The organism is Streptomyces sp. NRRL WC-3549, from assembly GCF_000721935.1.
Classification (GTDB): Bacteria; Actinomycetota; Actinomycetes; order Streptomycetales; family Streptomycetaceae; genus Streptomyces.
In genome coordinates, this window is the sequence record NZ_KL585394.1 from 298428 (window position 1) to 315228 (window position 16801).

Here is a 16801-nt window from a genome sequence, read left to right on the forward strand (position 1 = left end):
CCTGCCGGCGACATGGGCCGCGCTTCCCGCATCGGGCACCTCTTCACTGATCGGTGTACGGTCGAAGACATTCACCGATCAGTGTACCGAGGAGAGGGTCGACCATGAAGGGCGTGTCCGAGACCATGCGCGCGGTGCGGATCGCGGAGCACGGGGGGCCGGAGGTCCTCGAACCGACCGAGGTGGCCGTGCCGGCACCGCAGGCGGGAGAGGTGCTGGTCCAGGTCGCCGCGGTGGCGCTGAACAACACCGACCTGTGGACCCGGGAGGGCGCCTACGGCCGGCCCGGGGACCCGGAGGCGCTGTCGGGCTGGCGAGGGCCGATCGGCTTCCCGCGCATCCAGGGCGCCGACGTGGCCGGCCGCGTCGTGGCGGTCGGTGCCGGCGTGGACAAGGGCCTCGTCGGCCGCCGCGTGGTCGTCGACCCCGCGATCTACGACACCGAGGGGCCGGACGCGCATCCGGTGGGCCTGATGGGGAGCGAACGCGACGGCGGGTACGCCGAGTACGTGACCGCACGGGCGGAGCGGGCGCACGACGTGACCGGCTCCCCCCTCACGGACGATCAGCTGGCCACGCTGCCGACCGCCTACGGCACGGCCGTGGGCATGATCGAGCGGGGCCGGCTGCGTGCCGGGGAGACCGCCCTGGTCTCGGGGGCGTCCGGCGGTGTCGGCCTGGCGCTGGTGCAGATCGCCCGTGCGCGCGGTGCGCGGGTGCTCGCCGTCAGCAGCGGGTCCAAGATCGACGCGGTGCGCGAGGCGGGCGCGCACGAAGTCCTCGACCGGGCGGGGGACGTCGCCGAGCAGGCCCGCTCCGCCGCCCCCGACGGCATCGACGTCGCACTCGACGTCGTCGCCGGGGACCTCGTCGGCGCGGGGCTGCCGCTGTTGCGCGAAGGCGGCCGGTGGGTCGTCGCCGGGGCGCTCGGCGGCTACGACGTCACCTTCGACGTGCGCCGTCTCTACCTGCACAACGCGCAGGTGATCGGCTCCGCGATGCACACGCCCACGCACTTCGGCCTCCTCATGGACATGGCCCGTAAGGCCGAGGTCCAGCCCGTCGTCGCCGCGACGTTCCCCCTGGACCAGGCCGCTCGGGCGCAGGAGGAACTGGCCCGCAGGAAGCACGTGGGAAAGATCGTCATGCGTCCATAAGGCTCACCCCGACACCGACGTCAGGGCCCCGGCCGCAGGCAGAGGGGCGCGGCGGCGGGGCCGGGCGTGCCGGTGCGGGCGAAGTCGGACCAGACGGTACGCAGGGTCCGGCCGAGCGCCTCGACGTCCTCCCACGCGGTGTTCCCGAGCATCGGCGAACCGCTCCAGGCGTCCCGGGTGCCCAGGAGCAGCGGCAGTTCGACGCAGTGGGTGGCGCCGAAGGCCGATCCGGCGGGACGCCAGTCGAGACGGTAGGTGTGGACCCGCGCCCCGGCCCGCACCAGCCGGGCGCCGAGCACGCCGAGCGGTTCCGCGTACGTCCGGCGGGTCAGCTCCTGGGCGTCGTCGCCCTCACCGGGGAACGCGGTCATGTCGTCGGCGTTCCAGCCGTACATGACGTCCAGGCCGCGTACGTTCGCGTCGAAGGGGCCGGATACCTCGACCGGGTTGAACGGCGGTTCCAAGGTGCTGCCGGTCCGTTCCTGATGGGCCACCGCCGTCCTCCGCTGGGCCTCCAGGATCGCGGGGAGCCCGGCGGTGCGCGGGTCGTCCGCGAGGAAACCGGCGAAGGTCCGGCCGAGGGCGAGGGCTTCCGGGCGGGGGCGGGCGGTGATCGCGAGCGGAGCGCTCTGGAGAACCGCACGGTGGAAGAGGCCCCGGGCCTCGGGCATCTCCATCAGCATCCGGATGGAGAGGCCGCCGGCGGACTGTCCGAAGACCGTGACGTTGCCCGGGTCGCCGCCGTACCCGGCGATGTTCGCACTCACCCAGTGGAGCGCTTCGAGCTGGTCGTACAGGCCGAGATTGCCCTCGCCGACTCCGTCGAGGCAGAGGTAACCGAGCGCTCCGAGGCGGTAGTTGACCGCGACGACCACGACGTCGCCCTGGGCGGCCAGCGCTGCGCCGTCGTACCAGTCCCTGATCCCCGCGCCGCTGCTGAACCCGCCGCCGTGGAACCACGCCATGACCGGCCGGGCCCGGGCGTCCCGGGCCGGTGTGGTGACCGAGAGGTTCAGGCAGTCCTCGCCCTGGGGTCGGCTGTCCAGGGGCGGGCCCATCACCGCGTCGAGCCGGGAGGGCAGCTGCGGGCAGATCTCGCCGCTCGACGGGCGTGTGTCCTGGGCCGCCACCGGGCGGGGGCGCGCGAAGCGCTCCGCGGTGGCGTAGCGGATGGGGCCGGTCCGGACCATCGCCGAGCCGTTCATGCGTTACCTCCGTAATCGGACCGCCCGGCCCTCGCGGGAGGGCGGGCCGGCGGAACCGGGACGCCGCGCGGGGCCCGGGACGAACCGTACGCGGGATGGGTGCGGGGACGGTGGCCGGCCGCCGGGGCGCGTACCGTGCGAGCGCTCGCCCCGGGCGGCCGGGCGGCACCGGGTCAGACCTGGGAGACGGCCTTGACGGGGGGCTCGGCCTGGTCGGCGGGCCCATCGGGCACCACGCGGAACAGTGCGATCGCTCCGAAGAGGCTGATGGCGCACATCGTGACGAGGTACCACGTCACACCGGCCGAGGAACCGCCGTCCCCCAGCAGCACGGTGGAGATCATCGGGGCGAGGCCGCCCCCCAGGATGGCGCCGGTCTGGAGGATCAGCGAGGAGCCCGAATACCGCACATGGGCGGGGAAGGTGTCGGCGATGATTCCGCCCTGGACGCAGTGCGTCACCGGGATGATGAGACCCATTCCGGCGAGTGCCACGACGGCGAGGACGTCGTTGCCGGTGTCGTACAGCGGGAAGAAGACGGCGCACCACGCCAGGATCGCGGCGGAACCGCCGATGAACATCGCCCGCCGGCCGTGCCGGTCGGCGATCTTCGTCCACACCGGAATGGTCGCGAACCACAGGGCGGCGGCCGCGGTCACGCTGAGAATGAGGAACTGCCTGTCGTAGCCGAGGTTCTTGGTGCCGTAGGACAGGGCGAACACCATGAACACGTAGGCGACGGCGGAATTCGCGACGACCGCGAGCAGCGTCAGTCCGAGGCGGGGGAAGCCGACCTTGAAGGATTCCGCGAGCGGGAACGTGACGACGCCGTCCTGTTCGAGGACACGGTTGAAGGAGGGGGACTCGGTGACGCGGAGCCGGATCACCAGGCCCACCGCGACGAGGACGAAGCTCAGCAGGAAGGGTATGCGCCAGCCCCATGAGGTGAACGAACCGTCGCCCATGAGCACGTTGGTGACGAGGAAGATGATGTTGGCCAGGACCAGCCCCGCCGGGGTCCCCATCTGGGGGAACCCCGCGTAGAGGTTCCGTTTGCCCTCCGGGGCGTGCTCCATCGACATCAGTGTCGCGCCCGCGCCCTCACCGCCGAGGCCGATGCCCTGGACGATGCGCAGGAGGACCAGCAGGACCGGAGCCCAGAAGCCGATCGAGTCGTAGTTCGGAATGGCGCCGATGAGGGTGGATCCGATTCCCATCATGACGAGGGAGACCACCAGCGTCGCTTTTCGCCCGATGCGGTCACCGAAGTGACCGAATACCAGACCGCCGAGCGGCCGGGCGACGAAACCGACGGCAAGCGTGCTGAAGGCCGCCAGTGTTCCCGCCGTCGGGCTCAACGAGGGAAAGAACTGCTTGTCGAAGATGAGGGCGGCGGCTGTGCCGTAGAGGAAGAAGTCGTACCACTCCAGCGTGGTGCCGGCCAGCGTCGCGACCGCCGTTCTTCCCGGAGTGGGTGCGGCACCGCCCGCTTTTTCTTCTGGAGACGGATTACTCATGGGGTGACCTATCGCTTGGGTGGCTCGCGGTCTGTCGTTCGGCGAAGCCACTACGGCGGCTGGCGCGCATCACGCGTTAACGGTGGATACTCACCGCGTGAGACATGACGCACAAATGCCGACTCGGAGGTCTGGCATACCCGAACGGGTATACCGCGTCGCCCTCCGGTGAGGGCGACCCCCCACCCGGCATGCCGCCCGGTCACGCGGAACACGCGGAAGCGACCCCCTCGACCCCGCCCCCGCCGGTCCACCGCGGGCCGGATATAGCAATCCCGGTATGCCAGCACACGAAAAGTTCATTTGTTCGACATAGCTTCACCTCTCAGGGTGGGGGCATGACGGCAGATACTGGGCGGTGGATCCGCAATTTCGTCGACGGAGAGTTCGTCGAACCGGACGAGCGCCGCAGCTTCGGCAAGGTGGACCCGGCCACCGGGTCGGTTCACGCTCGCATCCACGAGGCCGACGGCCCCCTCGTGGACCGCGCCGTGGCGGCGGCGCGGCGGGCCCTGCACGACGGCTGGGCGAACACGGCGGTACGCGAGAGGGCCGCGCTGCTGCGCCGCGCCGCGGACCGCATCGAGGAACGCTTCGAGGAGTTCGTCGCCGCGGAGATCGCCGACACCGGCAAGCCGGTCACGCAGGCGCGGGAACTCGATGTGGCCCGGGCCGTCGCCAACTTCCGCACCTTCGCGGACGTGGTTGCCGCCGCCGGTCAGGAGTCGTTCCTCACCGACCTCGCGGGCGGCAGGCAGGCCCTCAACTACGCGGTCCGCAAGCCGCTCGGCGTCGTCGCGGTCATCGTGCCGTGGAACCTGCCGCTCCTCCTGCTGACCTGGAAGATCGCACCCGCCCTCGCCTGCGGCAACGCCGTGGTCGTGAAGCCCAGCGAGGAGACGCCGGGTACGGCCACCCTGCTGGCCGAGGTCCTGGCCGAAGTCGGCCTGCCGGCCGGTGTGTACAACGTCGTCCACGGGTTCGGCGGCGGGTCCGCCGGCGAGTACGTGACCTCCCACCCCGGGATCGACGGTGTGACCTTCACCGGGTCCTCGGCGACCGGCTCGCACGTCATGAAGACGGTCGCGCCCCGGGTCCGCCCGGTGTCGTTCGAACTCGGCGGCAAGAACGCCGCCGTCGTCTTCGACGACGTCGACGTCGACGAGGCACTGACCGGACTCAGCAGGTCGGTGTTCACCAACACCGGCCAGGTCTGCCTGTGCACCGAGCGGGTGTACGTGCAGCGCTCCGTGTTCGACGAGATCGCGGGCGGGCTCGTCGAGCGGGCCCGTGACCTGCGGCTGGGGCGTCCGCTGGACGAGGCGACCACCACGGGCCCGCTGATCTCCCAGGCCCACCGGGACAAGGTCCTCCGCTACTTCGAACTGGCCGAACAGGCCGGCGCCGAGGTGCTCACCGGCGGCGGGATCCCCCGGCTGGGCGAGGACCTGGACGGCGGTTCGTGGATCGAACCGACGCTGTGGACCGGGCTGACCAACGCCGACCGGGTCGTACGCGAGGAGATCTTCGGCCCGGTGGCCGCGCTCATCCCCTTCGACACCGAGGCCGAGGCGATCGCCCTGGCCAACGACACCGACTACGGCCTCGCGGCCTCGGTGTGGACCAACGACCTGCGCCGCGGGCACCGTGTGGCGCAGTCGATGAACGTGGGCATGGCCTGGGTCAACACCTGGTTCCTGCGCGATCTGCGCTCGCCCTTCGGCGGAGTCGGGCTCTCCGGCATCGGCCGCGAGGGCGGCGAGTCCTCCCTGCACTTCTACACCGAGCCGACGAATGTGTGCGTACAGCTGTGACTCCACCCCCGGACACCGACGAGAACACCGCCACCGGCGCGCAGATCGACGCCGCCACCGCGCTGCTCACCACCGCCGCGGCCACCCGCACCCCCTGTGCACCGGTCCGGCAGTACCTGGGCGAGAGGGACATCGACGCCGCCTATGAGGTCCAGCGCCGCCTCGCCGCCGCCAGGGTCGCGTCCGGGGCTCGCCGGGTGGGTGCCAAGATCGGCCTCACCGCCCCCGTCGTGCAGCAGCAGTTCGGGGTGTACCAGCCCGACTTCGGCGTGCTCTTCGACGACATGACGTACGCCCACGGCGAGCCGCTGCCGCTCGGCGCGTTCATCCAGCCCCGGGCGGAGGGCGAGATCGCCTTCGTACTCGGGCGCGACCTCGACCTGCCGGGCGCCGGTGTCGCGGACGTCCTGCGGGCCACCGAGTTCGTGGTACCCGCCGTCGAGATCGTCGACTCCCGGATCACGGACTGGGACCTGGCCATCACCGACACCGTGGCGGACAACGCCTCCAGCGGCGCGGTCGTCCTCGGGACCACCCCGTACACGCTCGACGCCCGGGACCTCTCCCGGGTCGGTATGGCACTCCACCGGGACGGCGAGCCGGTCTCCTTCGGCGCGGGCCACGCCTGCCTCGGTTCGCCGGTCGTCGCCGTTGCCTGGCTGGCGCGCGAAATGGTCCGGCGCGAACAGCCGCTGCGGGCCGGTGACGTCGTGATGTCCGGTGCGCTCGGGCCGATGGTGCCGGTCGGCGGACCGGGGCGGTTCCGGCTGGAGTTGGACGGGCTGGGCGAGGTCGAGGCAGTCATCGAGGAGGGAACCAAGTGAGCACACCGGCCATCGGCGCCGTTCCGGTCGCCGTCATCGGGTCCGGCAACATCGGGACCGATCTCATGATCAAGGTCATGCGGCTGTCGAAGACCCTGCGCATGGGCGCCATGGTGGGCATCGATCCGGCCTCGGACGGGCTCGCCCGCGCCGGGCGGCTGGGGGTGGCCACCACCCACCAGGGCGTCGAGGGCCTCGTCGGGATGCCCGGGTTCGCGGACATCAAGGTGGTCTTCGACGCCACCTCCGCCAAGGCGCACGGGCCCAACGCGGAGATCGCCCGGCAGCACGGGAAACTGATGGTCGACCTGACCCCGGCGGCCCTCGGGCCGTTCGTGGTGCCGTCGGTCAATCTGGACGACCACCTGGACGCACCGGACGTCAACATGGTGACGTGCGGGGGCCAGGCCACCATCCCCGTCGTCGCCGCGGTCTCCCGGGTCGCCCCGGTCGCGTACGCCGAGATCGTCGCGTCCATCTCCTCCCGGTCGGCCGGTCCCGGCACCCGAGCCAACATCGACGAGTTCACCGAGACGACCGGCGAGGCCATCCGCGTCGTCGGCGGCGCCTCGGTGGGCAAGGCGATCATCGTGCTCAACCCGGCCGATCCGCCCATCGTCATGCGCGACACCGTGTACTGCCTCGTCGAGGGCGCCGTGGACGCCGGGACGAGGGAGCGGATCGCCGCCTCCGTACGGGAGATGACCGGCGCCGTCCAGGAGTACGTCCCGGGCTACCGGCTCAAGCAGGACGTGCAGTTCGACCCGGTCGAGGACGCCATGGTCCCGGCCCTCGGCCGACGGGTCACCGGGGTCAGGGTCTCGGTGTTCCTGGAGGTGCAGGGCGCGGGGCACTACCTGCCCGACTACGCCGGAAACCTCGACATCATGACCTCCGCCGCGGTCCGGACCGCCGAGAAGATCGCCGCACTCCGAGGATGGGTGAACGCATGAAGCTCTACGTACAGGACGTCACCCTGCGGGACGGCATGCATGCCATGGGGCACATGTACACCGTCGGCCAGGTACGTGACATCGTCTCCGCCCTGGACAGGGCGGGCGTCGCGGCCATCGAGGTCGCGCACGGCGACGGCCTCGGCGGGTCGAGTGCCAACTACGGCTTCGGCGCCCACACCGACGAGGAGTGGATCGAGGCCGCCGCGGACGTGGTCGAACACGCGAAGCTGACGACGCTGCTGCTGCCCGGCATCGGCACCATCGAGCACCTGCGCCGGGCGTACGACCTGGGCGTGCGCAGCGTCCGGGTCGCCACCCACTGCACCGAGGCGGACGTCGGCGCCCAGCACATCGCCTGGGCCCGGGAGCACGGCATGGACGTGTCGGGCTTCCTGATGATGAGCCACCTCAACTCCCCCGAGGGCCTGGCCGCGCAGGCCGCTCTCATGGAGTCCTACGGCGCCCACTGCGTGTACGTCACCGACTCCGGGGGCCGCCTGACCATGCGGGACGTCGCGGAACGGATCGACGCCTACCGCCGGGTGCTGGACGAGACCACCGAGATCGGCATCCACGCCCACGAGAACCTCTCGCTGTCGGTCGCCAACAGCGTGACGGCCGTCGAGCACGGCGCGTACCGCGTCGACGTGGCGCTGGCGGGGCAGGGCGCCGGGGCGGGCAACTGCCCGGCCGAACCGTTCGTCGCCGTCGCGGACCTGATGGGCTGGGAGCACGGCTGCGACCTGTTCGCGCTCCAGGACGCCGCCGACGACATCGTCCGGCCGCTGCGCGAGCGGCCGGTACAGGTGGACCGCGAGACGCTGACGCTCGGATACGCCGGTGTCTACTCCAGCTTCCTGCTGCACGCCGAACGGGCGGCGCGGCGCTACGGGGTGGACACCAGGGACATTCTGCTGGAGGCCGGCCGACGTCAGATGGTCGGCGGTCAGGAGGACATGATCGTGGACATCGCACTCGACCTGGCCGCGCGGCGCGGGGCCCTCACGCACGGGAGCGCCGCATGATTCCGGCCGACACCATCGACACCCTGGCCGAGCGGCTCGACACCGCGCAGACGTCCCGGACCGAGACCCCGAGCCTCGCCGACACCCACGAGTTCGGCATCGACGACGCGTACGCGATCCAGGCCGCGCTCCTGGCCCGGCGCGCGGCGCGCGGCGAGCGGCCGACCGGCGTCAAGCTGGGCTTCACCAGCAAGGCGAAGATGGCGCAGATGGGGGTGTCCGACGTGATCGTCGGACGGCTCACCGACGCCATGCGGGTCCCGGACGGCGGTGACCTGGACCTCTCCCGTTTCATCCACCCGAAGGTGGAGCCCGAGGTCGCCTACCGGCTCTGCCGGGACGTGGACCCGGACGACCCGGCGACGGACATCGAGTCCTGTGTCGACGCGGTCGCCCCGGCCCTGGAGATCATCGATTCGCGATACCAGGACTTCCGCTTCACCTACGGCGACGTCGTCGCCGACAACACCTCGGCCGCCGCGTACGTGATCGGGCCCTGGCGTCCGGTGGAGAGCGTGTCCAACCGGGCGGTGCGGCTGCTCGCCGGGACGACGGTGGTGACCGGTTCGACCGCCGCCATCCTCGGCGACCCGGTGCGCGCGCTGCACGCGCTGCTGGACATGTGCCGCCGCCGGAACATCCCGTTGCGGGCCGGACAGGCGGTGCTCGCCGGTGCGGCGACCGCGGCCGTGCCGCTGACGGCGGGCGTCACCAGCTGCGACGTCGCGGGCATCGGCGCCGTTTCGGTGAGGGGGGTCCGATGAGCGGGGCACACGTCATGGAGGGGCGGGCCGTCCCGCGCGGCCGGTTCCCGCACGTGAAGGTCGTCGGCGACCTGGTCTTCGTCTCGGGGACGAGTTCGCGCCGGCCCGACAACACCTTCGTGGGTGTCGAGGTCGACGCGATGGGCACGACGAACCTGGACATCCGGGCGCAGACGCGGGCGGTGATCGAGAACATCCGCGGCATGCTCGCCGAGCTGGGCGCGGAGCTCTCCGACATCGCCCAGGTCACCGCGTACCTGGTGTCCATGAACGACTTCGGCGGATACAACGAGGTCTACGGCGAGTTCTTCGACGAAGGCGGCCCGACGCGGACGACCGTGGCGGTCCACCAGCTGCCGCACCCGCACCTGCTGATCGAGATCCAGGCCATCGCCCATCTGCCGCGGACCAGGCGGAGCAACCAGTCCCACACATCGCACAGCACGGAGGTGGTCTCATGACCGACATCCCGCAGGTCATCGATTTCCAGGGATGGATCACCGAGCACGAGCACCTGCTCAAGCCGCCGGTGAACAACCGGACCATGTCCCTGGGCAAGGACTTCATCGTCCAGATCGTCGGCGGTCCCAACCAGCGGACGGACTACCACCTCGACCCGTACGAGGAGTGGTTCTACCAGGTCAGGGGCGATATGCACGTCAACGTCATGACCGAGGACGGGCCGCGGACCGTACACATCAAGGAGGGACAGGCGTGGTTGCTCCCCGGCAACCTCCCGCACTCCCCGCAGCGGCCCGACCCCGAGTCGATCGGGCTGGTCATCGAGCGGGTCCGTGAGGAGGGCACCCTGGAGCGGTTCCAGTGGTACTGCCTCGACTGCTCGCGGCTGATCCACGAGACCGAGCTCCAGGTACGGGACATCGTCGAGGATCTGCCGCCGGTCTTCAGCGAGTTCTACGCGGACGAGAAGGCCCGGGTCTGCCCCGCGTGCGGGGCGCTGCACCCCGGGAAGGGCTGACCGTGGACCGGATGATCGACGTCCACACCCATTACGTCCCCCGGGGCTGGCCGGACCTGACGGCCGAGATCGGGCCGGACGCGCCGTGGCTGCGGATCGAGTCCGAGGCCGACGCGATGATCATGATGGGGACGAAGGAGTTCCGCCGGATCCAGGCGGACTGCTGGGACGCGGAGACCCGTCTGCGGGACATGGACGCCGACGGTGTCCAGACCCAGGTGGTCTCCCCGACCCCGGCCTTCTTCAGCTACGGGAGCGGGGGCCGGGAGGCGGCGAAGGTCGCCCGTGTCTTCAACGACCTGGCCCTGGAGATCGTCGCCCCGGCACCGGACCGGCTCGTCCCGTTCTGCCAGGTGCCGTTGCAGGACCCGGACGCCGCCTGCCGTGAGCTGGAACGCAGTGTCGCCAACGGCCACCGGGGGGTCGAGATAGGCAACCACGTCGGTGACCTCGACCTCGACAGCGAGGGCGTCGTCACGTTCCTCCAGCACTGCGCGTCGCTGGACGTCCCGGTGTTCGTACACCCATGGGACATGGCCAGTTCGCCACGGCTCGACCGGTGGATGGCCCAGTGGCTGACCGCGATGCCCGCGGAGACGCATCTGTCGATCCTCGCCCTGATCCTGGGCGGCGTGTTCGACCGTATCGACGACAGCCTGAAGATCTGCTTCGCCCACGGCGGCGGCTCGTTCGCGTTCTGGCTCGGCCGGATGGAGAACGCGTGGCACGGGCGCAACGACGTCATCGGTACGTCGGAGCATCCCCCTTCGCACTACCTCGGCCGCTTCTACGTCGACTCGGTCGTCTTCGACGACCGCGCGCTGCGGCTGCTGGTCGACACGGTGGGCGCGGACCGGGTGATGGTGGGCAGCGACTACCCGTATCCGCTGGGAGAACGCCCGGTCGGTGAGGTCGTCCGCAGGAGCGGGTTCCTCGACGACGCGAGCCGGCGGCTGATCACCCGGGGCAACGCCGAGCGCTTCCTCGGCCTTCAGGGCCGGGCCGCCGCCTACTGATCCGCGCGGTGCCCGGGGGTGTGTCCGGGAACGTCCTCCGGCGTCTCCCCGGGCACACCCCCGTCGCGCTCTCCGCGGGCGCCCTGGGGCGCCATGTCCCAGGCGATGTCCTCCAGGCTCTTGATCAGGGCCTGGGCGGAAGGGCTCAGCGTACGGGCGGCCGACGTCGTCAGCCCGACGCTGTGCCCGATCGGGTCCAGCGGTATACGCAGCCCCACGAGCCGGGGGTCGTCCCGGATGATCAGGCTGGGCAGCACCGCCACGACGTCTGTCTCCAGCAGAAGCTGCCGGACCGTCAGGAACGAGGTGGTCTCGACCCGGTTCAGCGGCAGGGCCACGCCGTTGCGGCTGAAGAACTCCTCGATCTCCCGGCGCAGCGCGGTCGCCGCGCCCGGCAGGATCCACGGGAAGTCCGCCAGCTCCGCCAGCTCGACGTGCGGCTGCCCGACGAGGGCGTGGCCGGCCCGGACGACCAGTTCGACCGACTCGTCGTAGAGCTTGCGGCGCACCATCCGCTCGTCGGAGGGAGCGGTCAGCCGGCCCACGACGAAGTCGACGCGCCCTGCCTCCAGTTCCAGCAGCAGCGCCTCGGGCGACGCCTCCCGCACGACCACCGTCAGATGCGGGCGCTCCTTCTTGATCCCGGCGATGGCCCGGGGCAGGAGCACGTTGGATCCGGCCAGGTGCGTGCCGACGACCACTGTCCCCCGGTCGGCGTCGGCGAGCTCCGTCACATGGCGCCCGGCCTGCGTCAGCTGGGCGAGCACGGCCCGCGCGTGCTGGGTGAACGCCTCACCGAAGACCGTGGCGGTGACGCCCCGGGGCCTGCGCTCGAACAGCGGTACACCGAGGATGTCCTCCAGCTCGTGCAGGCTCCGGGTGGCCGCGGGCTGTGTCACGTGCAGCTCCGCCGCGGCACCCACCACGGTCCCCTGGCGCGAGAGGGCGTCGACGAGGATCAGGTGCCGGAACTTCAGCCGGCCGTCGAGCAGGCGGGGAATCTCCACCCCGTGACTCTACCGGGGCGTGCGGAGGCAGGACGGTACGGGCCACAGTCGCAGGTCCGCCGGAGGCCGGACGCGCGCCGTCCCCCGCTACGTCCCGGGGCGCTGCCGGCCGCGGCTTCCCGTTCGGCCGCGGCTTCCCGTTCAGCTGAAGGGGACGGCGTCCGCCGGGGCGGTGTGCCAGTTGGTGACGACCGGCTTGTCGACACGGATGGTGCCGACCTCCAGGGAGACCGGGTTGGGGTCCTCGTTGCCGACGCCGACGATGATGGAGTCCAGTTCCTTGTACGCGTCGGTGTTGGTCGTCTTCGGGTTCACCCCGGCATACGCGGTCGTGCCCCCGCTCAGCTTGACCTGCTGGCCCACCGCCTGCTCCGCGGGGCCCGCCTCGGTGCCGTCGGAGCCGAACGCCACGGTCGGAAGCGCGGCGGGCAGGTAGCAGGTGATCCCCGACTTCGCCTTGGCCATGAGCAGGATGTATCCGCCTGCCTGGCTCTCGGACCTGGTGCTCCAGGTGATGTCGTTGGCGCCGCAGCTCTGCTCGACCGGCTCCCGCTTGCCGTTGCCCGTGTCGACACCGGAGCCGTCCGTTCCCCCGGTCTTCCCGTCCGTGGTGCCGGAACCCTTGTCGCCGCTCTCGCCGCCGTCCGCCGAAGCCGGGGAGGAGACCGGAGCGGAAGCGGACGCCGGGGCGGAAGCGGCGGCCGAGGAGGAGTCCCGTGCGGCGCCGGCGTCCGTGTCCCCGTCCTCGCACGCGGTCATCAGCAGCGCGCCGCTGATGACGGCAGCGGAGACGAGGACGGCCTTGCGACGGTTACTGAACATGAAATTCCCCTTGTTGACAGGTACGTGGTACCGACGCCGTGACGGCTCCCGGTGGCCGCTCACTCACTATGACGGGGCCGGGAGCCGAAGGGACACCGGCGTCGCCGCTCCAGGACAACGCCGTCACCAACTGGTGACATCGCCACGAACAGACGTGGGAAACCGGGCCGGTTCACCCGGCAGACGCTCGTAACGTCCACCGGGCGTCGACGCGTCGGCGACCGGGAACGGAAGCGGATCGCGTCGGACGGGACGACCGGCCAGGCGTCCGCGGTGTCCTCGTCCAGCTCGTCACAGTCGGTGGCAGGGCACCGCTCGGCGTGGCCGAGACCACTTCGGCATCCGCATGGTCGGTGAACAGCGCCCCTTGCGGAGGCCGTACTCGGTGTCAGGCACATCCACCACGCGCGCACCGCATCTCGGCACCGGCCGCACCGCCGGTCGCTCCGGCCGCGTGCGGTGTCGGATCAGGCCCGCCCCCGGGCGCGGCGGGACATCACCGCGCGCAGCACCCGCTGCCCCTCGGTCGACAGGTCGAGCGCCCTGCGCAGACCCGCGCCGCCGCCGGCCGAGCCGGTGGTCTCCGCGAGAACCTCCAGGACGGCGATCTGGCGGTGGAGTTCGCCCATGACGAGCGGACCGGCACCCGGCGCGGCGTCGCCCGCGCGGCAGCGCTCCAGCAGTTCCCCGTCGTCCGGGGCCGGGGGATCGAACGCCCGGTGGACGTCCAGCGCGAGCAGCGAGCAGGCGGAGGCCCAGGTACGCAGCGGTTCCTGCTCGAACTCCCGGGGCGCCGCCCGGACCATCTCCCGGATCCGGCCGGCCGTCGCCGGTCCCGCGTCCGCCGGGGCCGTGCCCTCCAGGGCCGCGTCCACGGCCGCGAGCCGGGAGCCCCAGTCCCGGCCCGTTCCGCAGCTCGCCCAGAGCGGGCGCAGCGGTTCCGGGCCGGTGCCGTCCGCGGAGGGCGGCAGGCACCGCTCCAGGCAGGCGAGTCCGCTCGCCGCCAGGCCCCGCTCGTCGGCCTGGGTGATCAGCTCCAGCAGGCTCATCGACGTCTCCCCCTCGGTCATCGGGTGGCTCGTTTCCCTTACCGCGTACTGCGCCGAGTGGCTCAAAAGCGTCACTGCGGCGATCCGCGCGGAACCATCGCCCCCGGCCAGGGACCTCAATGCGCCATGGGCCCCGCCGCACCCGTCGAGGGTGGAGGCATGTCACGGCTGAAAACCGTCGGTGGGTCGGGCTGGTCCGGGACCTGCCGGCCGGGATGCGCGAGAAGGGCCGCGCGCTCCCCCTGCATCGCGGTCAGCCGGCGGACGACGAGCAGGGCGAGGACGGCCGCCAGGATGTCGAGCGCGTCGGAGACGACCAGCAGCCTGAGCCCGGCGGTGACGTCGTCGAACAGCACCGCCTTCTCGTACCGGTTGGAGGCGAACCGCCCGAAGAGGAGCCCGAACACCCAGAGCGCCCACCAGAGGTTCAGGAGTGCCTGCGAGCCCCCGCGGCGATTCCCCTCGGTGTCCGGCACGGTACTGGCCGTCCAGATCCCACTGGCGATCTGGCGCGGCAGCCAGCAGTTGGCGATCGGCACGAACCAGGCACCGATCGCCCAGCCGGGCTTCATGGGCTGCGCGCCCGCGTCGAACACCTCGGCGTTGTGCCGCACCCTGCGGAACCAGATCAGGAAGAGCACCGCCGTGGCCACCAAGGCCAGGGCCTGGAAGCCCGCCGCCCCCACGAACAGCGACTCGGCCCGCTCCAGCGGTTCCAGGAGGGTGAAGTCGGAGCCGTCGGCGTCGGCGTACGCCTGCCAAAGACGCAGATCGGTGGCCACCGCGAACACGTCGCTCACGATGACCACCCCGAGCAGGGCGACCACGGCCGTGGACAGCCCCCGGGGCGAGCGCAGCCGGTGCAGCCCCTCCGCCGCCGGGGCCGGGACGCCGGGCATCAGCCCCTGCGCCGGCGACGGGTGCGGCGCGGCGCAGCGGGCACACCGCCCCGCGCCGGATGTCGCCGGTCTCTCGTGGCAGGTGGCGCAGAGCATGAAGGGACCCCCCTGATCGGTTCGCACACATGAACCGCGCGCCCCTCCCCGGGACGCGCGGCACACGGAACTTAGCCCGCGTCGGTGGTCCTGTCCACGAAGTTGGGGACCGCCGGGCTCAGTGCGACGCGTCGACCTCGTCGGCGAGCTTCTGGAACTGCGCCCAGCTCAACGCGGGTTTCCGCGGGTCCCACAGCTTCTGGGAGAGCGCGTTGAGCGGCATCCTGATGCCTTCGGCCACCTGCGCCTGGGTCTGCGCGTTCGGGAAGTCGCCCCAGACCGCGAACCGGCCGCCCAGGATCTGCTTCGAGTAGCGCTCGGGCACCGGTTCGGTGCCGCGCAGCACCAGCGGGGTCCACTGCTCGTAGATCCGCCGGCCCGTCGGGTAGACGAAGTCGTTGGGCTGGCCGAGCACGTAGTAGAGGAACTCGTCGTTGAGGTTGACCACCTTGCGGCCCTCGGCGAGGTAGTCCTGGGGCGGCCGTGCCCCGATCTCCTTGCCGGTCCAGTACTCGACCTCGATGCCCTTCTCCGCGGTGACCGCGCCGCCGCTGAAGAAGCCGTCGTTCCACGCCTTGGGGATCTTCTCCGCCTTCCGCACGACGGCCGCCCGGTCGTTCAGCCAGCCCTCGGTCAGGTCCTGGACGGTGGCGCCGTCCCCGTACTTCTTGCGGGCCGCGACGGCGAGCTGCGGGTACGAGGCCGCCGGGTCGCTGACGGTCAGCGCCTGGTACTCGTCCGCGCCCACGTGGAACCACTGGCCGGGGAACAGCTCGGCGTACTCGCTCAGCAGGTCGTCGACGATCTCGGCCGCCTCGGGCTTGGAGATGTCGATGGCCCCCTGCCGGGGGGTGCCCTGGGTGTTGCGCAGTTGCAGGTCGGGGTGGGCCTTCAGCACCGCGCCCAGGTGTCCGGGCGAGTCGATCTCGCCGACGATCGTGATGTGGAGGCTCTGGGCGAGCCTGACTATCCGGCGGACCTCGGCCTTGGTCAGGTGCTCCTCGGAGACCACCTCCGGGTGCGAGTCGGACTCGATCCGGAAGGCCTGGTCGTCGGAGAAGTGCAGGCCGAGCTGGTTGAGCTTGAGGTCGGCCATCTCACGCAGCCGGTCCTCGATCCAGGAGGCGCTGTAGTGCTTGCGCGCGATGTCGAGGTTGAGCCCGCGCTGCGGCCGGTCGGGGGCGTCCTGGACCACGCCCTCGGGGACGGTGCTGTCGGCGGCGAGCGACTGCACGAGCGTCCGGGTCCCGTAGAAGACACCGGCCTGGTCGGGCCCGCTGATGGTGACCCGGTCGCCGGCGGTCTTCAGGGTGTACGACTCCGCCCCGCCCTTGCCGGGGGTACCGAGCGCCAGCTCGACGTCACCGGCCCGGGCCGGGGTCTCGCCGCGGTACTTGATCTTCAGCTCCTTGGCCAGCAGCTGCGCCTCGTCGGCCAGCTCGTGGTCGGCGGCGACCACCGTGCTGTTCTTCCCGGGCTTCCAGCCGGGTCCCCGGGCGGGGGTGTGCTCGCGGACCGCGGGTACGGTGCGCGGCGTCTCGGAGAGGGGATAGCTGCGCGTCGGGGACGGCGAGGGGGTGGTGCGCGAGGAGGCGGCGCCGCTCTGCGGTCCGGAGCCGGAGCTGTCGGGCCACAGGACGACGGTGAGGGTCTGTCTCTTATACACATCTC

The 16801-nt window shown here is 71.4% G+C and carries 16 protein-coding genes; 9 read left to right on the top strand and 7 right to left on the bottom strand.

Going from position 1 to position 16801, the window contains the following annotated elements; translation table 11 throughout:
• The first annotated feature begins 104 nt into the window (after positions 1-104).
• Positions 105-1157, top strand: coding sequence for a zinc-binding dehydrogenase (locus IH13_RS0112110; protein ID WP_031083700.1), 1053 nt, complete (start codon positions 105-107; stop codon positions 1155-1157).
• 20 nt (positions 1158-1177) lie between these two features.
• Here IH13_RS0112110 and IH13_RS0112115 read toward each other — a convergent pair whose 3' ends face one another.
• The gene (locus IH13_RS0112115) at positions 1178-2362 is read right to left on the bottom strand and encodes a carboxylesterase family protein (protein ID WP_031083703.1); all 1185 of its coding nucleotides are present in this window, start codon (positions 2360-2362) and stop codon (positions 1178-1180) included.
• Between the two features lie 173 nt (positions 2363-2535).
• On the bottom strand, positions 2536-3879 hold the full coding sequence (locus IH13_RS0112120) for an MFS transporter (RefSeq protein WP_082317577.1): 1344 nt from the start codon (positions 3877-3879) through the stop codon (positions 2536-2538).
• Positions 3880-4217: 338 nt separating this feature from the next.
• Here IH13_RS0112120 and IH13_RS0112125 point away from each other — a divergent pair, with 338 nt between their 5' ends.
• The 8 genes from IH13_RS0112125 to IH13_RS0112160 are packed head-to-tail and all read left to right on the top strand — an operon-like array spanning position 4218 to position 11257.
• Positions 4218-5693: a 2-hydroxymuconic semialdehyde dehydrogenase gene (locus tag IH13_RS0112125; protein WP_031083707.1), complete on the top strand. Its 1476-nt coding sequence runs from the start codon at positions 4218-4220 to the stop codon at positions 5691-5693.
• Positions 5690-6517 carry a 2-keto-4-pentenoate hydratase gene (locus IH13_RS0112130; RefSeq protein WP_031083709.1) on the top strand — a complete coding sequence of 276 codons (828 nt, stop codon included), beginning with the start codon at positions 5690-5692 and terminating at the stop codon, positions 6515-6517. The genes IH13_RS0112125 and IH13_RS0112130 overlap by 4 nt, the downstream gene beginning before the upstream one ends.
• Positions 6514-7470: an acetaldehyde dehydrogenase (acetylating) gene (locus IH13_RS0112135; protein ID WP_031083711.1), complete on the top strand. Its 957-nt coding sequence runs from the start codon at positions 6514-6516 to the stop codon at positions 7468-7470. Before IH13_RS0112130 ends, IH13_RS0112135 begins: the two co-directional genes overlap by 4 nt.
• Positions 7467-8498, top strand: a complete 1032-nt coding sequence (dmpG, locus tag IH13_RS0112140) for a 4-hydroxy-2-oxovalerate aldolase (RefSeq protein ID WP_031083713.1) — start codon at positions 7467-7469, stop codon at positions 8496-8498. The genes IH13_RS0112135 and dmpG overlap by 4 nt, the downstream gene beginning before the upstream one ends.
• Positions 8495-9262, top strand: coding sequence for a 2-keto-4-pentenoate hydratase (locus IH13_RS0112145; RefSeq protein WP_031083715.1), 768 nt, complete (start codon positions 8495-8497; stop codon positions 9260-9262). Before dmpG ends, IH13_RS0112145 begins: the two co-directional genes overlap by 4 nt.
• Entirely contained in the window at positions 9259-9723 is a 465-nt protein-coding gene (locus IH13_RS0112150) for a RidA family protein (protein ID WP_031083717.1), read from the top strand. Before IH13_RS0112145 ends, IH13_RS0112150 begins: the two co-directional genes overlap by 4 nt.
• A complete protein-coding gene (locus IH13_RS0112155; RefSeq protein WP_031083718.1) occupies positions 9720-10241 on the top strand; it encodes a 3-hydroxyanthranilate 3,4-dioxygenase in 522 nt (173 codons plus the stop codon). The genes IH13_RS0112150 and IH13_RS0112155 overlap by 4 nt, the downstream gene beginning before the upstream one ends.
• 2 nt (positions 10242-10243) lie before the next feature.
• Positions 10244-11257 carry an amidohydrolase family protein gene (locus tag IH13_RS0112160; RefSeq protein ID WP_110084991.1) on the top strand — a complete coding sequence of 338 codons (1014 nt, stop codon included), beginning with the start codon at positions 10244-10246 and terminating at the stop codon, positions 11255-11257.
• Here IH13_RS0112160 and IH13_RS0112165 read toward each other — a convergent pair.
• The 5 genes from IH13_RS0112165 to IH13_RS0112185 all read right to left on the bottom strand — a co-directional run bounded on the left by IH13_RS0112165 (position 11251) and on the right by IH13_RS0112185 (position 16796).
• Entirely contained in the window at positions 11251-12264 is a 1014-nt protein-coding gene (locus IH13_RS0112165; protein ID WP_031083720.1) for a LysR substrate-binding domain-containing protein, read from the bottom strand. The two genes, IH13_RS0112160 and IH13_RS0112165, sit on opposite strands and share 7 nt — an antisense overlap.
• 141 nt (positions 12265-12405) lie before the next feature.
• A complete protein-coding gene (locus IH13_RS0112170; protein WP_031083721.1) occupies positions 12406-13086 on the bottom strand; it encodes a DUF4232 domain-containing protein in 681 nt (226 codons plus the stop codon).
• Between the two features lie 467 nt (positions 13087-13553).
• Positions 13554-14135: a hypothetical protein gene (locus IH13_RS0112175; RefSeq protein ID WP_031083722.1), complete on the bottom strand. Its 582-nt coding sequence runs from the start codon at positions 14133-14135 to the stop codon at positions 13554-13556.
• Between the two features lie 116 nt (positions 14136-14251).
• Entirely contained in the window at positions 14252-15034 is a 783-nt protein-coding gene (locus IH13_RS0112180) for a DUF4328 domain-containing protein (RefSeq protein WP_051835825.1), read from the bottom strand.
• 214 nt (positions 15035-15248) lie between these two features.
• The gene (locus IH13_RS0112185; RefSeq protein ID WP_037841142.1) at positions 15249-16796 is read right to left on the bottom strand and encodes a family 20 glycosylhydrolase; all 1548 of its coding nucleotides are present in this window, start codon (positions 16794-16796) and stop codon (positions 15249-15251) included.
• Between the last annotated feature and the right edge of the window lie 5 nt (positions 16797-16801).

Excerpts from the sequence above, each read along its gene's own strand:
- IH13_RS0112180 (WP_051835825.1), bottom strand. The coding sequence starts at position 15,034 with ATGCCCGGCGTCCCGGCCCCGGCGGCGGAGGGGCTGCACCGGCTGCGC.
- IH13_RS0112170 (WP_031083721.1), bottom strand. The coding sequence starts at position 13,086 with ATGTTCAGTAACCGTCGCAAGGCCGTCCTCGTCTCCGCTGCCGTCATC.
- IH13_RS0112125 (WP_031083707.1), top strand. The coding sequence starts at position 4,218 with ATGACGGCAGATACTGGGCGGTGGATCCGCAATTTCGTCGACGGAGAG.
- IH13_RS0112110 (WP_031083700.1), top strand. The coding sequence starts at position 105 with ATGAAGGGCGTGTCCGAGACCATGCGCGCGGTGCGGATCGCGGAGCAC.
- dmpG (WP_031083713.1), top strand. The coding sequence starts at position 7,467 with ATGAAGCTCTACGTACAGGACGTCACCCTGCGGGACGGCATGCATGCC.
- IH13_RS0112115 (WP_031083703.1), bottom strand. The coding sequence starts at position 2,362 with ATGAACGGCTCGGCGATGGTCCGGACCGGCCCCATCCGCTACGCCACC.
- IH13_RS0112175 (WP_031083722.1), bottom strand. The coding sequence starts at position 14,135 with ATGAGCCTGCTGGAGCTGATCACCCAGGCCGACGAGCGGGGCCTGGCG.
- IH13_RS0112145 (WP_031083715.1), top strand. The coding sequence starts at position 8,495 with ATGATTCCGGCCGACACCATCGACACCCTGGCCGAGCGGCTCGACACC.
- IH13_RS0112120 (WP_082317577.1), bottom strand. The coding sequence starts at position 3,879 with ATGAGTAATCCGTCTCCAGAAGAAAAAGCGGGCGGTGCCGCACCCACT.
- IH13_RS0112155 (WP_031083718.1), top strand. The coding sequence starts at position 9,720 with ATGACCGACATCCCGCAGGTCATCGATTTCCAGGGATGGATCACCGAG.
- IH13_RS0112150 (WP_031083717.1), top strand. The coding sequence starts at position 9,259 with ATGAGCGGGGCACACGTCATGGAGGGGCGGGCCGTCCCGCGCGGCCGG.